The sequence below is a fragment of the Brachyspira innocens ATCC 29796 genome, assembly GCF_000384655.1.
Taxonomy (GTDB): Bacteria; Spirochaetota; Brachyspiria; order Brachyspirales; family Brachyspiraceae; genus Brachyspira; species Brachyspira innocens.
The window spans coordinates 63,732-86,463 of sequence record NZ_ARQI01000130.1 but is presented as its reverse complement, the minus strand read 5'-3'; the positions used below and the strand labels follow the sequence as shown (position 1 = coordinate 86,463).

At 28.4% G+C, this 22,732-nt stretch carries 18 protein-coding genes; 5 read left to right on the top strand and 13 right to left on the bottom strand.

The features are described from left to right. Positions 1–73: 73 nt before the first annotated feature. The 7 genes from F811_RS16815 to F811_RS0114915 form a co-directional block, all read right to left on the bottom strand. Positions 74–247 carry a hypothetical protein gene (locus F811_RS16815; RefSeq protein WP_008725115.1) on the bottom strand — a complete coding sequence of 58 codons (174 nt, stop codon included), beginning with the start codon at positions 245–247 and terminating at the stop codon, positions 74–76. A gap of 64 nt (positions 248–311) precedes the next feature. Next, positions 312–2,423 carry a flagellar biosynthesis protein FlhA gene (locus F811_RS0114940; RefSeq protein ID WP_033425286.1) on the bottom strand — a complete coding sequence of 704 codons (2,112 nt, stop codon included), beginning with the start codon at positions 2,421–2,423 and terminating at the stop codon, positions 312–314. A gap of 21 nt (positions 2,424–2,444) precedes the next feature. Then, positions 2,445–3,644 carry a flagellar biosynthesis protein FlhB gene (gene flhB / locus F811_RS0114935; RefSeq protein WP_020006036.1) on the bottom strand — a complete coding sequence of 400 codons (1,200 nt, stop codon included), beginning with the start codon at positions 3,642–3,644 and terminating at the stop codon, positions 2,445–2,447. Next, entirely contained in the window at positions 3,641–4,444 is an 804-nt protein-coding gene (gene fliR / locus F811_RS0114930) for a flagellar biosynthetic protein FliR (RefSeq protein ID WP_020006035.1), read from the bottom strand. The genes flhB and fliR overlap by 4 nt, the downstream gene beginning before the upstream one ends. 39 nt (positions 4,445–4,483) lie before the next feature. After that, complete coding sequence (fliQ, locus tag F811_RS0114925) at positions 4,484–4,753, bottom strand: flagellar biosynthesis protein FliQ (RefSeq protein ID WP_012669897.1); 270 nt, start codon at positions 4,751–4,753, stop codon at positions 4,484–4,486. 51 nt (positions 4,754–4,804) lie between these two features. After that, positions 4,805–5,593: a flagellar type III secretion system pore protein FliP gene (gene fliP, locus F811_RS0114920; RefSeq protein WP_020006034.1), complete on the bottom strand. Its 789-nt coding sequence runs from the start codon at positions 5,591–5,593 to the stop codon at positions 4,805–4,807. Positions 5,594–5,811: 218 nt separating this feature from the next. Further along, the gene (locus F811_RS0114915; RefSeq protein ID WP_020006033.1) at positions 5,812–6,312 is read right to left on the bottom strand and encodes a GNAT family N-acetyltransferase; all 501 of its coding nucleotides are present in this window, start codon (positions 6,310–6,312) and stop codon (positions 5,812–5,814) included. A gap of 177 nt (positions 6,313–6,489) precedes the next feature. Between F811_RS0114915 and F811_RS0114910 the strand changes: the two genes are divergently transcribed. The 3 genes from F811_RS0114910 (at position 6,490) to F811_RS0114900 (ending at position 11,941) form a co-directional block, all read left to right on the top strand. Beyond that, entirely contained in the window at positions 6,490–7,206 is a 717-nt protein-coding gene (locus F811_RS0114910) for an META domain-containing protein (protein ID WP_020006032.1), read from the top strand. A 424-nt stretch (positions 7,207–7,630) separates the two neighbouring features. Beyond that, complete coding sequence (locus tag F811_RS0114905) at positions 7,631–10,030, top strand: penicillin-binding protein 1A (protein WP_020006031.1); 2,400 nt, start codon at positions 7,631–7,633, stop codon at positions 10,028–10,030. Between the two features lie 33 nt (positions 10,031–10,063). After that, positions 10,064–11,941, top strand: coding sequence for a conjugal transfer protein TraB (locus tag F811_RS0114900; protein WP_020006030.1), 1,878 nt, complete (start codon positions 10,064–10,066; stop codon positions 11,939–11,941). On the opposite strand, the gene F811_RS0114895 is transcribed toward F811_RS0114900, so the two are convergent. Beyond that, positions 11,938–13,764, bottom strand: a complete 1,827-nt coding sequence (locus tag F811_RS0114895; protein ID WP_020006029.1) for a hypothetical protein — start codon at positions 13,762–13,764, stop codon at positions 11,938–11,940. The two genes, F811_RS0114900 and F811_RS0114895, sit on opposite strands and share 4 nt — an antisense overlap. Continuing rightward, positions 13,761–14,810 carry a tetratricopeptide repeat protein gene (locus F811_RS0114890; protein ID WP_020006028.1) on the bottom strand — a complete coding sequence of 350 codons (1,050 nt, stop codon included), beginning with the start codon at positions 14,808–14,810 and terminating at the stop codon, positions 13,761–13,763. The genes F811_RS0114895 and F811_RS0114890 overlap by 4 nt, the downstream gene beginning before the upstream one ends. 281 nt (positions 14,811–15,091) lie before the next feature. On the opposite strand from F811_RS0114890, the gene F811_RS0114885 reads away from it, so the two are divergent. Together F811_RS0114885 and F811_RS0114880 are read left to right on the top strand one after the other, a co-directional pair. After that, positions 15,092–16,441, top strand: coding sequence for a UDP-N-acetylmuramoyl-tripeptide--D-alanyl-D-alanine ligase (locus tag F811_RS0114885; protein WP_020006027.1), 1,350 nt, complete (start codon positions 15,092–15,094; stop codon positions 16,439–16,441). 2 nt (positions 16,442–16,443) lie between these two features. Beyond that, entirely contained in the window at positions 16,444–17,205 is a 762-nt protein-coding gene (locus tag F811_RS0114880) for a DUF4261 domain-containing protein (RefSeq protein WP_020006026.1), read from the top strand. 98 nt (positions 17,206–17,303) lie between these two features. Here F811_RS0114880 and F811_RS0114875 read toward each other — a convergent pair whose 3' ends face one another. The 4 genes from F811_RS0114875 to F811_RS17065 all read right to left on the bottom strand — a co-directional run bounded on the left by F811_RS0114875 (position 17,304) and on the right by F811_RS17065 (position 22,673). Further along, entirely contained in the window at positions 17,304–20,948 is a 3,645-nt protein-coding gene (locus F811_RS0114875) for a DNA translocase FtsK 4TM domain-containing protein (protein ID WP_020006025.1), read from the bottom strand. 15 nt (positions 20,949–20,963) lie between these two features. Beyond that, the gene (locus F811_RS0114870) at positions 20,964–21,773 is read right to left on the bottom strand and encodes an undecaprenyl-diphosphate phosphatase (RefSeq protein ID WP_020006024.1); all 810 of its coding nucleotides are present in this window, start codon (positions 21,771–21,773) and stop codon (positions 20,964–20,966) included. 171 nt (positions 21,774–21,944) lie between these two features. After that, the gene (locus F811_RS16160) at positions 21,945–22,439 is read right to left on the bottom strand and encodes a hypothetical protein (RefSeq protein WP_020006023.1); all 495 of its coding nucleotides are present in this window, start codon (positions 22,437–22,439) and stop codon (positions 21,945–21,947) included. A 24-nt stretch (positions 22,440–22,463) separates the two neighbouring features. Beyond that, positions 22,464–22,673 carry a hypothetical protein gene (locus F811_RS17065; protein ID WP_020006022.1) on the bottom strand — a complete coding sequence of 70 codons (210 nt, stop codon included), beginning with the start codon at positions 22,671–22,673 and terminating at the stop codon, positions 22,464–22,466. Between the last annotated feature and the right edge of the window lie 59 nt (positions 22,674–22,732).

The window sequence follows — 22,732 nt, the reverse complement described above, 5'->3', positions numbered from 1 at the left end:
AACTCCTCTAATCATCTTAGAAACTCCTCGATTATAAATATTTATATCTTAATAATTTATCTTAAATTTTTTATTAATATTGCTCTAATATACCAATAGAAACTTCAAACTCTTTTTTAATCATGCCAAATATGTTTTTTCTTTTGCTTTCTCTAACACTAATAATAAAATAGCTTTCGCCATATTTATCTCTGGCTTGTTTTTCAATTTCCTCTCTGTTTTTACCAAAAATTTTTATAGTTTTCATTGTTTAACTCCAAATAATTATATTTATATCTTAAAAAATACTCTTTACAGAGCTTTGTATTTTGTTATTTTATGCTTGCAACTCCCTGTACATTATATCCCTGTGCTATTTCAGTAGTTGCTATAACCTTATACTTACCAACATTTTTGGATATAAATTGATATAAAGGTCTTCTTATGATAGGAGAAGTTAAAAATACTATATCATCAACTCCAGAATCACTGACAAGTTTAACAGCATCTTTTATATTTTTAATCAAGTTCTGCATACTTTCAAAACTCATAGCTATCATTTGAGAGCCTTGTAAATTTCCAGTATTTGCAAGGTTTTGAGCTATATTATTTTGCAGCTGCTGACTTAAAGTAATAACTCTGATATTTCTGTCTTGGTCTGCAACCATCTGCGATATTTGAGATGCAAGTCTGCTTCTTACAAGTTCAGTAGCCTGTTCGCTTCCCATAATAGATATAGCATCAGCAACACCCTCTAATATAGCAACACTGTTTCTGATAGGCACTTCTTCTTGAAGAAGATTCTGCAATACTTTTTGTATATAACCAAGAGGACTTTCATTGTGAGGTTTAGCAGCAAGTACTTCGGATACAAGTGCTTTATGATCATCTTTAATAAGATCAAGCATATTCTGTACCTCTTCACGTCCGATAAGAAGACTAGCATTTCTTTTAATAGTTTCGCTGAAATGAGTAGCAATAACTGATGTAGGCTGAAACAACATAAATCCTTTTTTCTCAGCCATATCTTTTTCATCAACTTTAATCCAATAAGCTGGAAGCCCGAATGCTGGCTCTCTTACTTTCTCACAATCTGGTGAAGGTCCGTCTGGGGAATTAGCATTCAAAGCTAAAAGCATATTAGGACGTACAAATCCCTTAGCCATCTCTGTACCATTAATACTTACAGTATATTCGTCTGGCTCTATTACACTATTATCTACAATACGTACTGGAGGTACAACCAAACCCACTTCCAAAGCAAGCTCTCTACGTATCTGACTTATTCTGTTAATTAAATCTCCGCCCTCAGACTCTAATGCCAAAGGTATAAGCGAAGCACCTACTGAAAGCTCTATCTTTTCTACTTTCAAATACGGGGTAACATCCAAAGGACCTTGATGTACCTGCTCTCCAGCATCTGCTTTTGTACCATCTTCATTAAGTCCAAGTTCCTGCTGTTCTCTTCTTAGAGCATAACCTGCTAAAAATAATGCTAATGCTATAACAAATAATGCTATTTTTGGAAAACCAGGTAAAAGCATTAAAAAGAAAGCAAAACCAGCACCTATAAATAAGTTTTTAGGTTTAGCAAAAATCTGCACTGCAATTTGAGTAGACAAATTATCTTCGCTGCTGCTTCTAGTTACTAATAAACCAGTAGCAAAACTCATAAAGAAAGAAGGTATCTGACTTACCAAACCATCACCTACCGTAAAGCGTGTATAAGCATTAACCGCCTGAGCAAAAGGCTCGCCTCTCATAGTCATTCCTATGATGAGTCCGCCTACTATATTTATAACTGTGATTATGATACCTGCTATAACGTCTCCTTGTACAAACTTTGAAGCACCGTCCATAGTACCATAAAAATCACTTTCGCCTCTTATTTTTTTTCTTTTTTCTTCTGCCTCTTTATCAGTAATAGCACCAGCCTGAAGTTCACTTTCAACAGCCATCATTTTTGAAGGCATACTGTCTAATGCAAATCTTGCTGCTACTTCTGATACCCTTGTAGCACCTTTAGTGATAACTACAAACTGTACTATAATAAGTATGATAAATATTACTACACCTACAACTATATTTCCGCCTACTACAAAGTCAGCAAATGATGTGATAACTTTACCGTTGAAATTAGCACCCTCTGTAAGAATAGCCCTTGTAGTGGATACGTTTAGAGCAAGTCTGAAAGCTGTCATAACAAGAAGCACAGAAGGAAATACGCTGAAATCATTGGCACTTTTTATACTAAGCACCATAAGTAATATTAATAATGATACTATAATATTTACTATAAGCAAAAAGTCCAATACGAAGGAAGGTAATGGTATAATGAGCATCATTATTACCATAACCGCACCTACAGCAAACATTATATCGCTGTGTCTGCTCATATTAGCAGGCAGTTTTATCGAATCTAATATTGATTTAGCACCATTCATTGTTGCCACTTTTTATTCCTCCTATATAGCCCTTGCCATTTTTTCATTACGTATTCTATATACTTCGCCAAGTATTCTTGAAACAACATGGAACAGTTTTTCTGGTATATACTGCCCTATTTCAACATTAAAATATAATTCACGGGCTAAAGGTTTATTCTCTACTATTTGTACATCATTTTCTTTAGCTATTTCTTTTATTCTTAAAGCTATATGATCCGCTCCCTTAGCTGTTACTACTGGAGCATAATCGCCATTTTCATATTTTAAAGCAACTGCAAAGTGAGTCGGGTTTGTAATAACTACATCAGCCTCTGGTACAGATTTTAGCATTGTTCTGCTTACTATCTTTCTAGCCATATCCTGCAATTGACTTTTTACCAAAGGATCTCCTTCCATCTCTTTGAACTCTTCTTTCATCTCATGCTTTGTCATCTTCAAGCTGTTAATATACTGCCTTCTTTGAAAGAAATAATCGAAAGCAGATACTATTATCATAAATACTATTACCTTAGCAAGCATCTCCAAAACTATAAAAAAGAAAAGATGCATAGTCTGAGGAAGCTCCATGTTAGTCATATTAAATAATTCAGTGCGTTTTCCATATATTGTAGTAAAAGTAAGAAAAGATATAACTACCATTTTAAATAAAATTTTTGCCAAGTTCATTAAGTTTTGTGAAGAAATAAATACCCTTTCTTTAAAGTTTGACCAAGTAGGAGCTATTCTTTTAAAATTAGGTTTTAATTTTTTAGTCGTAAATAGGAATTTAGTTTGTGCTAAATTAATCCCCACACCTACAACTAATGCTACTGCCAAAACTATACCTGCAGTTTTTGCTATTAAAACTACTATCTCCAAAAACATATCTGGCAGAGACAATACATTCATAGTGGCGTCTGCTGTTGATATCTTATTTAATATTGTCATAAAAAATTTAGACACTGTATCAGTTAAATATGTTGTAAGAAGTGCTATTACAGCTATTGTAACTGCTAAAACAAGAGTTTGGTTTATTTCTACAGAGTTTACAACACGTCCTTCTTCTTCTCTTGCTTTTCTTTTCTTTCTCTCTGTAGGAAGTTCTGTTCTGCCTTCATCTTCAGGAGATGCAAATAATGTTAACACATAGCCTTTTTTTGTGATACGTAAATATTTTCTGTATAGCTTGGCTTTAAATATTATTAATAGTTCAAGTACGGAAGATATTATATTTTTCATATAGTACCTCCCGATAAGAAAGTTATTATATTATTAACATCTGATATAGTATATTCCAATATTCTCATAAAGTTAGAAACAAGCACTGGTATTAATATATAATAAGAAACGATACCAACACCTATCTGCATAGGAAAACCTAACATTAAAATATTCATCTGAGGAGCTGCTTTTGACAACAAACCCAAACTTAGTGATAATAAGAATAAAGTAAGCATTATAGGCAAAGCAAGCGAAAGAGCTATAGAAAATAATGAACTCATATAATATATCATTCTATCTATAACACCATTAAATGATGAAGCAAATACAGCTTTTGATGCATCACTTAATACTGGCATAGCTTTAAAACTATAAAATAAAGTTCTAACCACCCAGCTTGGTCCGTCTATAGCTATAAATATTAATACCACTACCAAAGACTGAAGCTGACCTAATACTGGAACTGTAACCTGTGATATTGGGTCAACTGTTTCTGATATACCAAATCCCATTTGAACCTCAAAGAAATTTGCCATAACCTGATAGGCAGCAAATATAATAGACATCAAAAATCCTATTAATATTCCAATAAGTGCCTCATTAACAAGTGTTAAAAAATATTCAACAAATGTAGGAGCAGCCTGAACAGATATATCAGCAACTAAAGGAAATATAGTAGCCGTAGCTATAAAAGCAAGTGCCATTTTTATACTATTAGGAATAACATTAGATGAGAATAAAGGAGCTACCATAAGTATAGCTATAAACCTTACCATAATGAGCAGGTAAATCTGGAAAAAATTAACAAAATTATCCATTTCTTATTCCTATTATCCCTAACCTATTATAAATATTTATTATCTAGCTATACTAGGAAGTATGCTAAATAATCTTACAGTAAAAGCACTTGTATAATTAAGCATCCAAGAAGCAAGCATATATATAACAGCAAGCATCGCTATCATCTTTGGAACAAATGTTAAAGTTTGCTCCTGAATACTTGTAGTAGCCTGAAGTATAGATATTATCAAACCTACTATTATTGATACACCCAAAACAGGGGCAGAAAGAAGCATAAAAACCCATAATGTTTCCTGCACCAAAACGATAATTGAAGTATCACTCATAAAAATTCCTTAAAATAAATTAACTATATAAAAGCCAAATATTTTTTATAATTATTGGAAACTTTGAACTATTTGAAGTATTAATAGTTTCCAGCCATCAACTGCAACAAACAAAATTATTTTTAAAGGCAAAGATATCATAATAGGCGGAAGCATTATCATACCCATTGCCATAAGTATAGAAGCAACAACCAAGTCTATAACAATAAACGGTATAAATAGGTATATTCCCATTTTGAATGCTATAGTAAGTTCATTTATTATAAATGCAGGCACTACTACTATAGTGGGTATCCTATTCAAATCATCTACTGTCTGAATATCTCTAAGTCTTATATTAGTATCACTTATACTTAGAAATAAATCCAAACTCTTCATACCGTTTTCACCTCTTAAAGAGTTGAACATAAACATTCTTATAGGCTGTATGCCTCTGCTGTATAATTCATTGACACCTATAGATCCGTTCAAATACGGCTGCAGTGCCTCATTATTCACCTGAGTTAATGTGGGCATCATTATAAAAAATGTAAGGAATAGTGAAAGCCCCATTATCAATGCTCTTGGCGGGGTTTCCTGTAATGACAATGCCCTTTGTACGAAACTTAATACTATTGAAACTCTTATAAAACTTGTTGTCATTATTATAATAGACGGAGATAAAGACAATATCGTTAAAAGAAATAATATTTGAAGACCTAAACTTACCTGCTGCGGAGTCTGAGCCTGAGTTACATTAAGCCCTATTGTAGGTATTGGTATTTGAGTATTATCTTGAGCGTAAGCTGCTGCAGGTATAAGTAAACATAATACCAAAAATACCATAAGAAACTTTCGCATTTGAGAACTCCAACTTTATAAATTTTTTTCCTAATATTTTTTCTTCTAAAAACGATAATCTTTACGACTTGAATAAAGTTAACATATTATTCTAAAATAGTCAAGTATTATGTTAACTAATTTACAATCAACTCAATAAAAATTAAATCTCATACTAAAAGCAAAATAACATTTACAGTATCAATACACTATACATAAAATTTATTTATAGTGTTATTTTAAACAAAAAGCCCCATAATATAACAATTGTAATAAACACCATTTATACAAAAAAAGCTTTTTATTTCTCCTTCTATCTCAAAACCCGCTTTTTTATACAGTTTTAACGCCCTTTCATTATCAGTTCTTACTGTTAATTCTATTTTTTTTATAGAATTAAGCCTGCAGTAATCAACAGCATGATTTATAAGTTCAGAAGCTATGCCTCTTGACCAATAATCTTTTAATACAGTTATACCAAGCTCTGTTCTATGCCTTATTCTAACCTTATTAATGCCTTTTAAATTACATATTCCTACAATTTTACCGCTAATTTCGTATAAAAACATCTTTTCTAATGTTAAATGCTGTATGTTTTGAAGAAATTCCTCCTCTCTTTTTACATCTAACTGCCTTTCTTCAGAACCAGAAACTAAAAAATCTGTTTCATCAGAAACTTTTTTTATATATTCTATAATATCCTGAGCATCTTCTATATGTGCTTCACGTATATTATTCATAATATATTACCTGCATATTATTATCGGATTTTATTATGTAAACTATAATATGATAACTTATTTTTCTTTTTTTGCAATTATTTTAATAGTTTTTTATTTTTTTTATTATACATTTTACACTATAATTGTTATATTAGTTATATGAATAATAATTATTAAAGGATAAAATATTTATATATGATTAAAAAACTGGCATATATTTTTATTTTTCTGGCATATTCTCTTGCCTTGTTTTCGGAAACGGACTTCAGCATTGATGATAGTATAATTACTAAAATATTAAATGGGAAGGTTTATACTTTAGATAATTTAGCAAAAAACAGCATTACAATTATTTTTGATGATAATAAAATAAGCGGAAAATCAACTATCAATACATACAGTGCCTCATATCGTATAACAGGAGATAATATAGAAATTAATGATATATCAGCTTCAAAAATGAACGGACCTCAAAATTTGATGAAAGAAGAGGAAGAATATTTACAATTACTTTCAGAAGCTCATAATTTAGAAATAAAAGGTAATATTTTAAAAATAAAAACTAATACTGATAAAGAATTAATATTTAAAGAAGTAATAGAATTATCATCAAATTATCTTAAAGGCAAAGAATTTGTATTAAAAAATGCATTTGATGAATTAAATATTACTATTGGTTTTACTAAAAATTATATATATGGTTATAATAATAGAGATAAATATTTCTCGGCTTATACCATTAATGATGATAAAATTTTAATAAAAGATATAAAAACAGAAAGTACTGAAGAAACAGCTAATGATAAATATATAAATTTGTTAGGAAGTATATCTAAAATATCATTAGAAGGAGATGAACTTATATTAACAACTAAAGATAAAGAAAAGTTGATATACAAGATGAAATCTTAATTTTATTTAATATTTTTTATAAACAAAGCAATTATTCATTATTATCAGACTCCTAACACTATTATTGATGGGCTTGTGATTTTCCTTAATCATAAGCCCATTACTATTTTTACTTAAATCACTTAAATATAATTAAAAAAATAATAATTAAAAACTTCGTATTGTAATAATACTGATTTTAATTTAATCAGCTAAATATATTTTACTGTTTCTATTTATTAATGTTATATATAGTATAGCTACAAACGTCATTTGTTGCGCTCTTAAGATATATATACAAACCCATTACTTTTTCACTCTATGAACATATAATTTCATAGAGTGTTTTTTTATATATCTCATTTTTATAATAGAAAAAATATGTTGATTAAATGAATAATTATTTGTATAATAAGAATATAAAATATATACTAGGATAAGTAAATTGAAATTTTTAAAGAAAATATGGGATAATTACAATAAAATAAATATAGAGCAATTCAAAAAATTTTATATTGTGTTCATGTCAGTTATATTTTTAGCAGTTACTATAGTACTTTCTATTTTAGCAGCTGATATAGTTATGCAGCCAGATGTTCAGGCAGTAGAATTATATAAACCGACAATACCTACAAAAATTTATGATATAAAAGGCGAGGTAATATCAGAGTTTTTTACAGAGCAAAGAGCATTAGTTGAATATAAAGACTTGCCTCCAGAACTAATAGAAGCCATAATCTCTATGGAAGATAATAACTTTATGAAACATTTTGGTATAGATATTTTTGGTATATTTAGAGGTACTATAGGTAATATACTTACTGGAAAAAGAGCTAGAGGAGCAAGTACATTAACTCAGCAGGTAGCAAGAAACATAGTATTAAAATCAAGTGAAAGAACTATAATGAGAAAGTTAAAAGAGATTTGGGTAACTTTCCAGATAGAAAAAAGACTTACGAAAGAAGAAATAGTTACATTATATTTCAATCAAATATATTTCGGACACTCTGTTTATGGAGTTCAGGCAGCAAGCAGATTCTATTTTAATAAAGATGTTCAAAATTTAGATTTAGCAGAATGTGCAATGCTCGCTACACTTCCTCCAGCACCAAATGCCTACTCTCCTATTAATAATCCTAATATATCAATAGCAAGACATAAAGTTGTATTAAACAGAATGGCTGATTTAAAGTTTATAACAAGAGAAGAAGCAGCCGAAGCTCATAAAGAGTTTTGGGAAACATATACTGGTAAAATAGGAAGAAGAGGTTCTACTGCCTACAGTGCCTCTATAGACAGAGCACCATATGTTACGGAGTATGTAAGAAGACAATTAGTTGACAGATATGGAGAGAAAGCGTTAAAAGAAGATGGACTTAAAATATACACTACTATAGATATAGAAAAACAGGAAGAAGCCCAAAGATTATTAACTGAAGCACTTACAGAATATAACAATAAATACGAAGGCGGTTCTATGGATATTATCAAAATATATGATAGAGAAACCATAGACAGAGTAAAAATGCTTTCTATTTTATTTAATCTTCCAGAGAATAGTGCTTATAATAAATTTAATATAGCTGTAAGAGATACTTTAAATAAATATACTACCTTACCATTAGCATTATTATCTGATGTATTCGGTATGGAAGAAGTTAATGATATAACTATGGAAGTGATGAAAGCTGATGAGGCAGAACTTTCAAGACAAATTGAAGGAGCATTAGTTGCAATAGACCCAAGAAACGGATATATAGTTTCAATGGTTGGAGGTTCAGGCTTTACGGCAAGAAATCAATTTAATCGTGCTACTCAAGCTAGAAGACAGGCTGGAAGTGCATTTAAACCTTTTGTATATGCTGCCTCAATGGATATTAGTAATTACAGCCCTTCTACTATAGTTAGCGATGCTCCTATAGGCTTTGTTCCAGAAGAAGGGGAAGAAGGCGAAGTTTGGATACCTAAAAACTATTCTGGAAACTTTAAAGGCGATGTTAGTTTAAGATATGCATTAGCAGCTTCATTAAATATTGCTACTGTTAATGTGCTTAATTATGTAGGTATTACGAATGCTATTAATTATGTAGAGCCTATATTCAAAGCTGAACATAATTCTGATAAATCAAAAAGAATGTTTAATCCAGATTTAACTTTAGGACTTGGTACAGGTCTTTTTACACCTTTAGAACTTACAACAGGTTTTGCTGAGTTTGCAAATGAAGGTAAAGAAGTTAACCCTATACTTATAAGATATGTTACTGACAGATATGGCATTGTCATAGATAATTTTGAAGAAGAGCTTAAAAAAGAAGTAACATTAAGAGGAGGACCTAAACAGGTTATCAGCAAAGAAGCTGCATACTTAATAAGCGATATATTAATGGGTGTATTAAGAGGCGGTACTGCAACAAGTGCGATGTATGAAGCTGGATTTACTAGAAGAGGTGCAGGTAAAACAGGTACTTCCAATGACTGGAAAGATGCTTGGTTTGTGGGATATACTCCAGAACTTGCTACTGGAATATGGATTGGTTTTGATTCATTCAAATACTCTTTAGGAAATAATCAGGTTGGCGGAAGAGTTGCTGCTCCTATATGGGGTAAATATATGGTGGCTGCCTTAAAAGAAGTTAAGCCTACTTGGTATGACAGACCTGATGATATAGTAAGTGTGCAGGTATGTGCTATTAGCGGTAAATTACCTGGTCCTTCATGCTATTCATTTCAGACTGATTTATTTATTACTAATAAAATACCAACTGAAACATGCAATGTATGTTCGCATTATTTGGAAGATTCTAATGAGCTTGACAGTATAATTGATTCTTTCCTTAACTATTAAAAACTATTAAGCAGATATAAATGGATAAAAAATATGGTTGATATAAACTCTGATATATTAAGATACAAAAATATATTAGCTATACCATCTATACATTCTAGAGTATATTTTTCTATGGCTGTAAGAGAGGCTTTTGAGAAGTTTAAGCCTGATATTATAGCTATAGAACATCCAGCCAATTTTGCTGATTCTTTGCGTGAGGCTGTAAGCAGACTTCCATATATTAGCTTAATAATAAGGGAAATTGAAAATGAAGCTGTTTATATACCTATAGATCCATGCGACTCTATAATAGAAGCAGTACGTCTTGCCATTGATGAAGAGATACCTTTCTTTCCTATAGACAAAGATATTACTTCTATAAATACTAATTCGCATTATCTTATGCCTGATGACTATGTTATGAAAAATATAGGACTTGACAGATTCTACAGCGAAGTTAAATCAAAATATATATTTCATAAAGATGATACCGATGAAGAGAGAGAAATATATATGGCTAAAAATATACATGAACTCTCTAAAAAATATAATAAAATACTTCTTGTTATAGGAATGTCTCATTGGGAGAGTATAGTTTCAATATTAAAAAAGCTTGATAAATCAGACAGTAAAGAAAGAGAAGAAATAATAAATAAAAAATTTGATGAAGACGATGAAGAATACGAATACTCAGAGCCTAAAATATATAATGTACATAAAGAATCTTTAAATAAAATGCTTGGAGAGTTTCCTTTTACAACTTATATGTATGAACTGTACAGAAACGGGGAATTAGAAAACTTTGATAAAATAAATATAATAGAAACTATATTTAAAGAAGCTAAATTAAGATACAAACTTCCAATATCATTATTACAGCAAAAAAATATGATGAAATATTTGAGAAATCTATGCCTTTTGGATAATTACATCATACCAGACTATATAGATATGCTAACCACTGCAAAATGTATGATAAACAATGACTATGCATTAGAAGTTATGGAAGGGATGGAATATTATCCTCATTATACCGAAGAAGATGAAAACTACCCTACCATAAAATTAAACAGAGATCCAAGCACTAATGGTATGGAAGGAATGCTCAAAGATAAAAAAATAAAGCTTCACAAATATGATAATGTATGGAGAACATCTTTTAAAAAAGTTCATGTAACAACACGTCCTAGTGAAAAATATGAAGGTGAATGGGAAGATGTTTGGAATAAAAGAACAAATCTACTATCACATGTACCTGAAGATATACTTATGGAAAAGCATATGAATATATTAAGAGAAAAAATAAGAAATATGCTTACAGAAGATAAAGCAAAAATTGAACCTTTTACTGTAAGCATTAAAGACGGTATTGATATGCGTGAAACTATAAGAAACTATTATAAAAATGAGATATATGTCAAAGAGATTCCAAAGATTAAAGGCAATATCGGACATATGGTAGTAATTTTTGATGATGAGCATGATGAAGATTATGATTGGAATATAGTTTGGTACAGCGAAGCACATGATGACAGCGACTTGATATTATACTCTACAGAGCCCGGAAATACACTTGTAGGACCTGGTATATCAAAATGTTACTTCGGTGGGTATGCCTCTTTAATGCCTCCGCAGGCTCCTCATGATGTATGGAGAATGTACTACAGCCTTAAAAAAGAAAATATTGTCAGAAACTATGCTGACCTTTTACTTTATACTGCTATAATATATTCTGTTGATAAATATTTAGGGTATGTTGCTCCTAATCCGCCGTCTGATATATTAAAAGAGTTTGCTAAAAAAAATTCTGTTGAAATAGTTTATGTACCTCTTGCTACATTTTCAAGCGAAACATTAAGAAAATTAAGACATTTTCATGTACTTGGCAACAAAAGACTTAGAAAAATTGCTGATGATTATATAATTTAATTAATTTTTATAGAAAACTTATTTTTTATATATTCTATATGTTCTAAAGAAGTATAATTTAAAAGCTCAAAAAATAATTTGCTTGGGAAACTTGAATACTTAACATATCTATGAAAAGGGCGAACTAATATATAATATTTTTCCTCTAATAACTTTGAACGTCCTAATGCAAGCAAGAATACACCTACATACTCACCTGTTAATTTTTCACTATAATCATCTTTAAAATCTTTCACTTTTATTAATGTTTCATCTAAATAATTAAATATTTCATTTTTATAACTTCCTATATTATAAACAATACAATCAGCTATTGAAGAAAGTAAAATAGTATTTGCTTCATTTAATATTTTTTTATCCAAGTCAGTATATATATTCAATGTATTTTTTATTATCTCTCTATTAACAATATTTTTTATAGGTGTGTATATTTCATATAATAATTTTAATGCATCTATATTTTTATTGATAATAGTATCAGTAATAGTTTTTTCATCTTTTTTAATCAATGCTTCTTCTATTATATACCATAAAGGCTTTGAACTAATTATTTTACATAGTATTTTATTTTTTATATAATTATCATCTATAAGTCTTTTTACTGCTTCGATATTTAAAGGCATATTAATAGCCTCTAGTTCATAACTTCCAAGCAGATTAGGTGCTTTATCAATTATTATTTTTAATACTCTTTTTTGTATATTATTTAATTCTATACTTATTAATTCATTTCTTTTTTCTTTATAAGGAAAAACTCTCACTACAGCTTCTATTAATATATCATCATAACTTTTCTCATTACTAACACTGCCCGCAATACATATATCATTTTTTGTTTTAATACCTCCAGTATTTAATAATGTTTCAATATCGCTGGAATAAAGCCATGCATGTTTTGCTATATTAGAAAAATTATCGTACCATACCCAATCAACACCTGAACAATTATTTTCAGCTATATATAAAAGCAAATCTGAAATATCTTTATTAAATACTCCAGTATAAGCTAAACAAATTGCTGCAGAGCCTATAACTAAAAGAGATTCGCTTGTTTTCATAATATTATAAACCTCTTTAATATGATTATGAACTTCTAATTTTTTATAGCTGTCATCTGTCATATCAATATTTGGGTATTCTTTATAATAATTTTTATCAGAAATTTTATAATTATATTGTGCTGCTGTAAAACCTTGTACTAATAAAGTAGAAGCCTGACGAATATAAGCATTATTTTTATTTCCATTTTCTATTTTCAAGCATTCTTCATACGAAACATTCAAAACTTTAGGCAAAGACTTTGATATAAAACATAATAGATGCATAGCCTCTAATGAATTACTTTTTTTATAATAATCAAATATTTCATCTTTATATTTTTTAACTGCACCATAATATTTAGTTTTATAAAAGAATGGTGTATTGATAAAATGCTTTTCACCTAATGCTATTCTTGATAGAAATATGCATGCCAACTCTGAAGAATTATTATTAAACTTAAGTAAATCAGCCAAATAAGGAACTGCCATTTTTGAAGATTTATAAACACTTCCCTGATGAGTAGTTGCAGAGTAAAGACCATAAACACCAAAGTTAACATCATTATCATCATCACTTGTAAGAGCCTCTATATAATAAGGAGTTAAATCTGCTTTGCCGTAAGCATCATAAACATTTCCCCATTTTTCATCATAAAGTCCATTAGAAACATATCTGTTTTTTCCTGTCAATGGAGGACGTTCTGTTTTATCCAGTTGAAATTCAGAATTATTATCATCTTCTACATAATAATTATCCCATTTTGGATATGATTCTATATTCATGATAATTTATATTCCTTACAGAATTTTATTACTGCTTCAAATCCTTCATTTGCCAATTCTGATACAAAATTATTAAACTCATTCAAATTATCTTCATCTTCTAAAGCTAACTCATAAAATTTTTTTATATCTTCAAATACTTCATCATTTAATTTTTTTAAATCATCAATATTTTTCTTAGCAACTTCAAGTTTAATCTCTGCTCTATTTAAATATAATAACCAATACTTACTGTCTAATTCAATAGCTTTATCACAATCTTTAATAGATTCCTCATATTTATTTAACTTATATAAAATTAAAGCCCTGTTTCCATAACCCTCTATATAATACTCATCTATCTCTAATAATTGATTATAAATATTCAAAGCCTGCTCATAATTTTCATTAATATCGTAATATAATGCCTTATTAAAATATGCATTTATATTATTATTATCAAGTTCTATAGCTTTATCGTAATCTTTTATAATATCTTCTTCATCATAATTCAATTCAGCCTTTGCATTCCCCCTGTTATTATAAGCATTGCTGTACTTAGGATTTATTTCAATAGCTTTATCGTAATCATCTAATGCACTTTTAAAATCTTCTAAATTATCTTTTGCAAGTCCTCTATTATAATAGTACTGTGAATCTTCATTATTTAATTCTATTGCATAGGTAAAATCTTCAATAGCCTTTTCAAAATCTCCTAATGCAGAATAACATAAACCTCTATTATTATAAACATCATCAATACTATTATCAAGTTCTATACTTTTAGTGTAATCTTCAATGGCTTTATCATAATCACCCATATGATATTCAGTTACACCTTTATTATAATATATATCCGCATTATTATTATCCAATTTTAAAGCGGTATTAAAATCATCTAATGCCTCTTTATATTTACCTAAATTGCTTTTGGCAAGTCCTCTGTAATTATAAACTTCTTCATTATCTCCATTATAAAATATTAGTTTATCACAATATTCTATAGCCTTTTCATAATCCTCATTATCAAATGCTTCATCTGCCAATTTTAATAAATCATCTACCATAAACTTATCCTTAATTTATACTACTAATATAATAAACAATCTCTCGCAGCTTAAATAAATATACTAAAGATTTTTAAGTTTGTCAACCAAAAGCCATACTTTCATATTTATCCTGTTAAAGAATATACTTATTTCAAAAGTATTTGATAAAATTAAATATAAAAATTATTAACCATATTCATAATAATTTTATAGCTTAAATTATACCTGTGCCTACTTTACAATTATTTATTTACATGGTTTAATTATGTTAACAATATTAATTAATCGGAAATTTTATCATGGGAAAAACTTCATTAAAAGATATAATAAAAGTAAATAAAGAATTAAACTCAAAATACAATAAAGATATAAAAAACTCAGATATAGAATTAGAAATATCAACTGACAGCAGAGATGATTTTGACAGCACAAAATTATTTTTAGCAATAAAGGGTGAAAAGTTTGACGGAAATAAATTCGCATTAGAAACATACAATAAAGGCTGCAGATATTTTATTTTAAGCGATGAAACTATAAATATGCCAGATGACGCAATAGTTTTTTATACTAATGACACAATACTTTTTTTTATAAAACTTGCAAGAGAATATAGAAAAAGATTTAATATACCTATAATATCAATAACAGGAAGCTGCGGTAAAACTACTACTAAAGAATTAACTCATCTTTTTTTATCTACAAAATATAAAGCATTAAAAACAGAAGGAAATTTTAATAATGAAATAGGAGTACCAAAAACAATATTTAATTTAGATAGTAGTTATGAAATAGCAGTTATTGAAGCTGGAATGAATCATAAAAATGAATTATTAAGGATATCTGAATGTATAGAGGCAAATACTGTTATAATAAATAATGTAGAACCTGTGCATATTGCTCATCTTGGTTCTATAGAAAATATTGCTTATGCCAAAGCAGAACTTTTTAATCACACTAGAGAAAATGCTAATGCTATAATAAATAAAAATACTAACTGTGCTGATATCTTAAAAAAAGAGGCTCAAAGAAACAATATACAAAATATAATAGAATCTGATATAAAAGAGATAGTCAAAAAAGATGATAATACTTTTGAGTATAAAGGAATAATTTTTAAGCATAATTTAGTTGGAGATTTTAATTTGTATAATGTACTTTCTGCTTTAAATGCCGCAGAGATTTATAATGCAGACTTAAAAAAATGTGCTGATATTTTAGTAAATTATGAATCACAAAAAAACAGAATGCAGATAATTAATATAAAAGGCTGTAATGTTATTAATGACTGCTATAATTCTAATCCATCAGCATTAAAAAATATGCTTAAATATTTATCGCAAAGAAATGAATCAAAAAAAATTGCTGTGATAGGAGATATGCTTGAAACTGAAACTGAAAACTCATCTTATCATAAAGAAATAGGAAATACTATAAATGAATTAAAAAATATTGATACTGTTATAGCAGTTGGAGAGCATTCAAAAGATATTTATAATACTGTTAATTGTGAAAAATACTATTTTGAAAATGCTAAAAGTGCTATAGAAAAAGTAAAAGAGTTTTTGAAATATAATACAGCAATGCTTATAAAGGCTTCACTAAGTATGGGTTTTGCTGTGATAATAGATAGTATAAAAGAGAATAAATAAAAATGAATAACTTAATTCAAAATAATTATGTAATAGCTTTTATTTTATTAGATGATAAAAACTTTAATGACTTTTCAAATCAATTAAAAAAAGATTGGAATATTTATATAAACATAGTATCTTATAATAACAAAAATACATTTACCATTAATGATATTGATTTTGAATATGAACTAGCTCCTTTTAAAGTACCTGACAAAGAAGCTGAAATACTAATTAATTATAATGATATAGATAATGTAACAAGAGAAAAAATATTAAATCACAATGCATTTGTATCTATTAATGCCAATTCAAAAAATAAAAGCTTCAAAGATGCTGCTTTAACTTTTAGTAAGATAATATATTCTATAATAAGACAAAATAATGTATCAGCCGTTTTAATAGGTGAAATTAATCTTCTTATTTCTAATGATATATATTTATCTGAAATGGAAGAATATATAAAAAATAATAAATACTTCCCTACTCGTCTATGGGTAAGAGTAGATATTTTTTCAGATAATAATGGAAACCATGCATTCACTGAAGGACTTAAAAATTTTGGTAAATATGAGATTATGGCTTATAAAACGGTAAGAGATGCAAAAAGTATAATTAATCTGCTTACAATATTATCAAGAAGCATTATAGAAAACAATCTTAATCTTGAAGACGGAAATACTATGCAGACAGATGATAATTATATAGGTATGTTTAAATTCTTTGATAATAAATTCATAATGCTTGAAAAAAACTTAAAAGATATAAATAAAAATCAATAAAATAAAAGACAAGAGAATTAATTTCTTAACTCTCCTGTCTTTTTAGATAGGTATAAACATGTATATAAATATTTGATAGTTTTTAAATTATTATAATATCATTCATCTAAAGTAATTAAAACCTCTCTAGGCTTGCTGCCGTTTTCTGGTCCCACTATACCCTGACGCTCCATTATCTCTACTATTCTTGCAGCTCTGTTATATCCTATTTTCAAACGTCTTTGTAAGAATGAAGCACTAGCCTTACCAGTTCTAGCAACTAATTGAACTGCATCCTCCCAAAGCTCTTCATCAAGTATATCCTCTTCATCAGAATTTTTATCATCAGCATCGCTTCCCTCTAAAGCAGCAATCAAACTCTCATCAAACATAGGAGACATCTGCCCAGATAAATAATCAACGACTTTTTTAACTTCATTATCAGATACAAAAGCACCCTGTACCCTATCAGGCATTTGACTTCCAGAAGCACAGAATAAAGCGTCACCTTTACCTAGCAGCTGTTCAGCTCCAGACATATCAATTATAATTCTTGAGTTAGTTTTGTTAGGTACTTGGAATGCTATTCTAGTTGGAAGATTTGCTTTTATAACCCCAGTAACAACATCAGCAGAAGGTCTTTGAGTTGCTATTATTAAATGTATTCCAACTGCCCTACTCATTCCAGCCAAACGTGAGATTAAATCCTCAACTTCTTTTGAGGCTACAACCATCAAGTTATGAAGCTCATCTATAACAAGAACTATATACGGGAAAAACTCTAAAGGCTCTCCATTAAATTCTGTTTCTCCTTCTTTTAGTAATTGTCTAACCTTTTCATTATATGTCTTAACATTTCTTACAAAAAATCTCTCCATTCTCTCATATCTTTTTTCCATTATATCTACAATATATCTCAATACTATAGTAGCTTTTTTCTCATCAGATACTACAGGAGACATCAAATGCGGTATGCCGTTATATATAGAAAGTTCTACTCTCTTTTTATCTACAAATATAAACTTTAATTCATCAGGTCTGAATTTATATAATAGTGAAAGTATTATAGTAGAAAGACAAACACTTTTACCAGAACCTGTAGTTCCAGCAACAAGTAAGTGAGGAGCTTCCGACATATCAGATATAACATTATTTCCATATATTCCTTTTCCAAGCACAAAAGGTATATCAAGTTTAGACTGTCTGAAATCGGAACTTTCTAATACATCTCTCAAAAAAACTGCATTTCTTACTTTATTAGGGATCTCTATTCCTATGACAGAACGTCCGGGTATTGGAGCTATTATTCTTACACTTTCAGAAGCTAAAGCTAATGCAATATTATCAGTAAGATTTGATATTTTTGATACTCTTATACCAGAAGCTATTTCAAGCTCATATCTTGTAATAACAGGACCTCTTGATACTCCAGTAACTTTTGCCTCTATATTAAAATCTAATAAAGTATGCTCAAGCTGCATAGCTGTTTGTTTTATAGATTCCATCATAGCACCATCATTAACAGGTATGGATCTGTTGAGCAAATCAAAAGGAGGGTGTTTATAATGCTTATCAACATACTTTGTATCAAAATTTGACTGTATGCGTTCGCTGTCCATATTCCTTATATTTTTAGTACCAAGTATAACTTTTTTAGGCTTATTTAAGGTGTCAACATTTCTTTGAGATTCCATATTAATGAAACCTGCTGCCTCTTCTTTTGGTGCATTATTTATCTCTGAATTATTATCAAAAATATTATCTGAATTTTCTTTATCCGCAGATTCATTAAAATCTTCAGTAATATTATTATTGTTTTCTTCTATTGCAGCAATTTCTGAAATATTTTCTGCTGGAATATTATCATTGATTTTTGAATCCAAATTATATTTAGAAGAATCTAAATATGGATCATTTAAATAATTATTTTCTTCTTCATAATCAGAAGTTTTATTTACAGTTCTTGTTTTTAATCTAATATCTTCTATGCTATCAGAATTATTATCAGCATTATAAAGTTCTTCTTCGTCCAAATCAAATTCATCTATTCTTCCGTCAATACTATTATTGTATGAAGAATTGCTATAATTTGGTATATGATCTGCTCGATTATATGCTCTTTTTGAAGCGTATCCCATAGCAAATTCAAATACCTCTTTTTTATTATTATTAGAATTTCTGCTTTGTATATTAGAAACATATTTTTCTGATTCAATATTATCTTTTCTATTGTTTATAGTCTCTATTATATTATCTATATCTGCATTGTGTTCAGCTTCTTCAATCTCTTTAATTTTTTTACTTTCTTTATTTTCTTCAACTAATCTCTGAAGTTTTTCAAAGCTATCCTCTTCTTCTATATTGAAATCATTTTCTGTATTTAAATTATTCTCATCTGCCTCATTATAATAAATAAAATCATCATCAAAACTTTCTGTTTCTTTAGCTTTTATATACTGATCTGATACATTATATTTAGCATAATTATTAACAGAATCATCATAAGCAGCTCTTTTAAAATCAGACTTTCTTAAATAATTTATATTATAATCAAGCCCTTCAAATATTTCATTATCTTCTATCTTATTGTTACTATATTCTATTTCATTATTTTTTTTTTTATTTATTATATCATTATAATATTCTCTATAAAAATTATCTTCTCTTTCCATACTGCTTTGATATGTATTATTATTAACTCTATTAGCTCTATCTCTTCCAAATACAGCCTCAGCCAAAGTTAATCCCAAATCTTCTTCTTTAGTTTCCATAGTATTTACGTTTATTCCGCCAAATCTATGATTTTTTAGCTCTGATACAATACTGTCTATTTCTTTGCTTTCTTTAGATGTTCTGTTAAAGAAATTATCATTGAAATTATGAGAAACATTATTTTTATGTAAAAAATTCTCTCTATAGCTTTTTTCATCAAAATCATTAACTTTTTCTATAAAAGGTATGCTCTTTAATTCTAATTCTGAAACCTCTTTTGTGTAAAATAAAGGAAGATAATCTTTTGTATATGATTGACTGCCGCTTGAATTATTTTCACTAGTATGATTATTCATAATACTATCATCATGATGCATATTTTTCATTTCAAAATCTTTTATTCCATCAACAACTTTTTTTTCTATAACTTTTACATTTTTAAACATATCTATTAAATAATTAACTAAATCCATTATAGAAACTTTGGCAAATATTATAGCTGTTATTAAAAATGCTGATAACACTATCATAACAGCACCAGTCTTTCCAAACAATGATACTAAAGAGCCTCCTATAAACTCTCCCATCATACCGCCTTTATTATAAAAATCCAAATTGCCTAAAAATATATTTAATAATATGCTTAGCAAAATCATTAATATAGATGATGATAAAGCAGAAACTAATATTTTATCAGTAGAATTTTTTAATATAATATTAACTCCAGCATACATAAAAAATGCAGGTATTACATAAGAAGAAAAACCAAAAGCTAAAAATGAATAAGCAGATATATAAGCTCCAAATATTCCAAGCAAATTCCTAACTTCTTTTCCAGAGTTTAAATCTTCCATATTCATACTAAAATATGATAAAAGCAGTATACCAGAAAATAAAATACATAAAAATCCTGCTATATCAAAGAATATATTTCTATTTTCATAAGTTTCTTCATAATTGTCATCAAAATTATCTGATGTATGTTTCTTATTTGCATTTCTTATTTCAGCTCTTTTTTGTATTGCTAATTTTCTTTTAAATAATCCAAACATAATAAAACTCCAATACTATAAACCCATAAAATAAACTAAAACGGCAATTCCTACTATCATACAGTAAAAACCGAAGTAGAAAAGTTTGCCTTTCTTTAAAAATGCCATTAAAAATTTTAATGCTATAATACCAAAAACAAATGCTGTGATAAATCCAACCAAAGCATAAGTTATATTAAAATCCGTCAAATCCTTTATTGATAAAAGTAATGCCCCAAATATTGCAGGAAGTGATATTAAAAAAGAAAATCTTCCAGCCCAATCTCTATTTAATCCTATAAATAACGCTATACTTATTGTCATACCAGACCTTGAAATACCTGGAAAAACTGCAATCGCCTGAGCTAATCCTATTATAAAAGCATTATAATAACTCATACTAAATACATCTTTCGTATCATTATTATAAGTGTTTTTATCAAACTTTCTAGTTAAAAGTAATATAGAACCTGTTATAACAAGATTAAGACCTATTCTCTGTATTTCTAAATTACTTAAATATTTTTCTAAAAGAAGCCCTACTGCTGCAACAGGTATAGAAGCTATTATCACCATTAATGATGTTCTGAAACCTTCATTATTTTTGCTTGAATTTTTAACATCTTTTAATCCAGAAAAAAATCCGCTTATAGCTTTAATAATATCTTTATGAAATATTATACATGTAGCTAAAAAAGTACCGAAATGCAAAGCTACTTCAAATGATAATATATTTTCTGCATGAAACTTAAGAAAATATTCTGCTATTCTTAAATGCCCTGAACTCGATACTGGTAAAAATTCAGTTATAGCCTGTATAAAACCTAATATTACAGCTTTAATCATTAAACTACCCCATTTGTTTACATAATACTGAGATAATTTTCGGATAGTTTAAAAAAAACAATATAAAAAAATTATGTAAACTGATTTATGATAACCAAAAAAATAGGCCTGCCTTATATTAAGACAAGCCCATATACTATTTATGAGTGATATATGAATTTATTATAAGAATTAATTATCTACCAAATATAAACTTATTTGTCCTCCTATATCAACAGCTCCGAAATCATTTTTAGAAAATCTGGCATCATTAACAATACCAGGTCCGAAATCATACCCTGCATAAATACCTATACCTAAAGCAGTTTCATCACTGAAGTAAAATAAATAATCTAATGTAAGTTTAACATATGGAATAACTGACATTTTATATTTATTTTTTATATCGCTTAAATTATAATAATAATTAACTTTTTCAAATTGACTGTATGTTGTGTTGTAATTTTGAGTTGACTCTCCTCCAGCCAAAGGAATTTTTACTCCAGCACCAACTCCAATGAAAAAACCTTTTATATTAAATTTAGGAAGTATGCCTATAGTTAATGTATCAAAATAATATGTAGTTTTTACATTTTGAAACTGACCTGCTGCTCCTGCTGCTTTACTTTCATTGTATGCATAAACATCTCTATGATATGCTATATCCAATGATAAAGAAAACCCCATGTAATTATCAAATCCATTATATATTCAGGGAGTTATTCCAACACCCCATTCAAAAGCAGCACCTGTAGTAAGTTTGCCGTCATTATTATTAACACCTAGTTTATAGTCTTGATAACTTTGAGAAATGGATGCTCCCAAAGGTATATACAAACCTATACCAGCATTAAAATCTGCAAAAGCTGTTTGAATTTGAATTATAAAAATACTAATAATTGCAAGAAATATCTTTTTCATAAATACGCCCCTTTCTTGATTGATTATACTTATATTATAATATATTGTAAATAAAATGT

Coding starts and splice junctions, on each gene's coding strand:
- F811_RS17065 (WP_020006022.1), bottom strand. CDS start 22,673: ATGAAAAAGATATTTCTTGCAATTATTAGTATTTTTATAATTCAAATT.
- fliQ (WP_012669897.1), bottom strand. CDS start 4,753: ATGAGTGATACTTCAATTATCGTTTTGGTGCAGGAAACATTATGGGTT.
- fliR (WP_020006035.1), bottom strand. CDS start 4,444: ATGGATAATTTTGTTAATTTTTTCCAGATTTACCTGCTCATTATGGTA.
- F811_RS16815 (WP_008725115.1), bottom strand. CDS start 247: ATGAAAACTATAAAAATTTTTGGTAAAAACAGAGAGGAAATTGAAAAA.
- fliP (WP_020006034.1), bottom strand. CDS start 5,593: ATGCGAAAGTTTCTTATGGTATTTTTGGTATTATGTTTACTTATACCT.
- F811_RS0114880 (WP_020006026.1), top strand. CDS start 16,444: ATGAATAACTTAATTCAAAATAATTATGTAATAGCTTTTATTTTATTA.
- F811_RS16160 (WP_020006023.1), bottom strand. CDS start 22,439: ATGGGGTTTTCTTTATCATTGGATATAGCATATCATAGAGATGTTTAT.
- F811_RS0114940 (WP_033425286.1), bottom strand. CDS start 2,423: ATGAATGGTGCTAAATCAATATTAGATTCGATAAAACTGCCTGCTAAT.
- F811_RS0114885 (WP_020006027.1), top strand. CDS start 15,092: ATGGGAAAAACTTCATTAAAAGATATAATAAAAGTAAATAAAGAATTA.
- F811_RS0114890 (WP_020006028.1), bottom strand. CDS start 14,810: ATGGTAGATGATTTATTAAAATTGGCAGATGAAGCATTTGATAATGAG.
- F811_RS0114895 (WP_020006029.1), bottom strand. CDS start 13,764: ATGAATATAGAATCATATCCAAAATGGGATAATTATTATGTAGAAGAT.
- F811_RS0114875 (WP_020006025.1), bottom strand. CDS start 20,948: ATGTTTGGATTATTTAAAAGAAAATTAGCAATACAAAAAAGAGCTGAA.
- F811_RS0114910 (WP_020006032.1), top strand. CDS start 6,490: ATGATTAAAAAACTGGCATATATTTTTATTTTTCTGGCATATTCTCTT.
- F811_RS0114915 (WP_020006033.1), bottom strand. CDS start 6,312: ATGAATAATATACGTGAAGCACATATAGAAGATGCTCAGGATATTATA.
- flhB (WP_020006036.1), bottom strand. CDS start 3,644: ATGAAAAATATAATATCTTCCGTACTTGAACTATTAATAATATTTAAA.
- F811_RS0114900 (WP_020006030.1), top strand. CDS start 10,064: ATGGTTGATATAAACTCTGATATATTAAGATACAAAAATATATTAGCT.
- F811_RS0114870 (WP_020006024.1), bottom strand. CDS start 21,773: ATGATTAAAGCTGTAATATTAGGTTTTATACAGGCTATAACTGAATTT.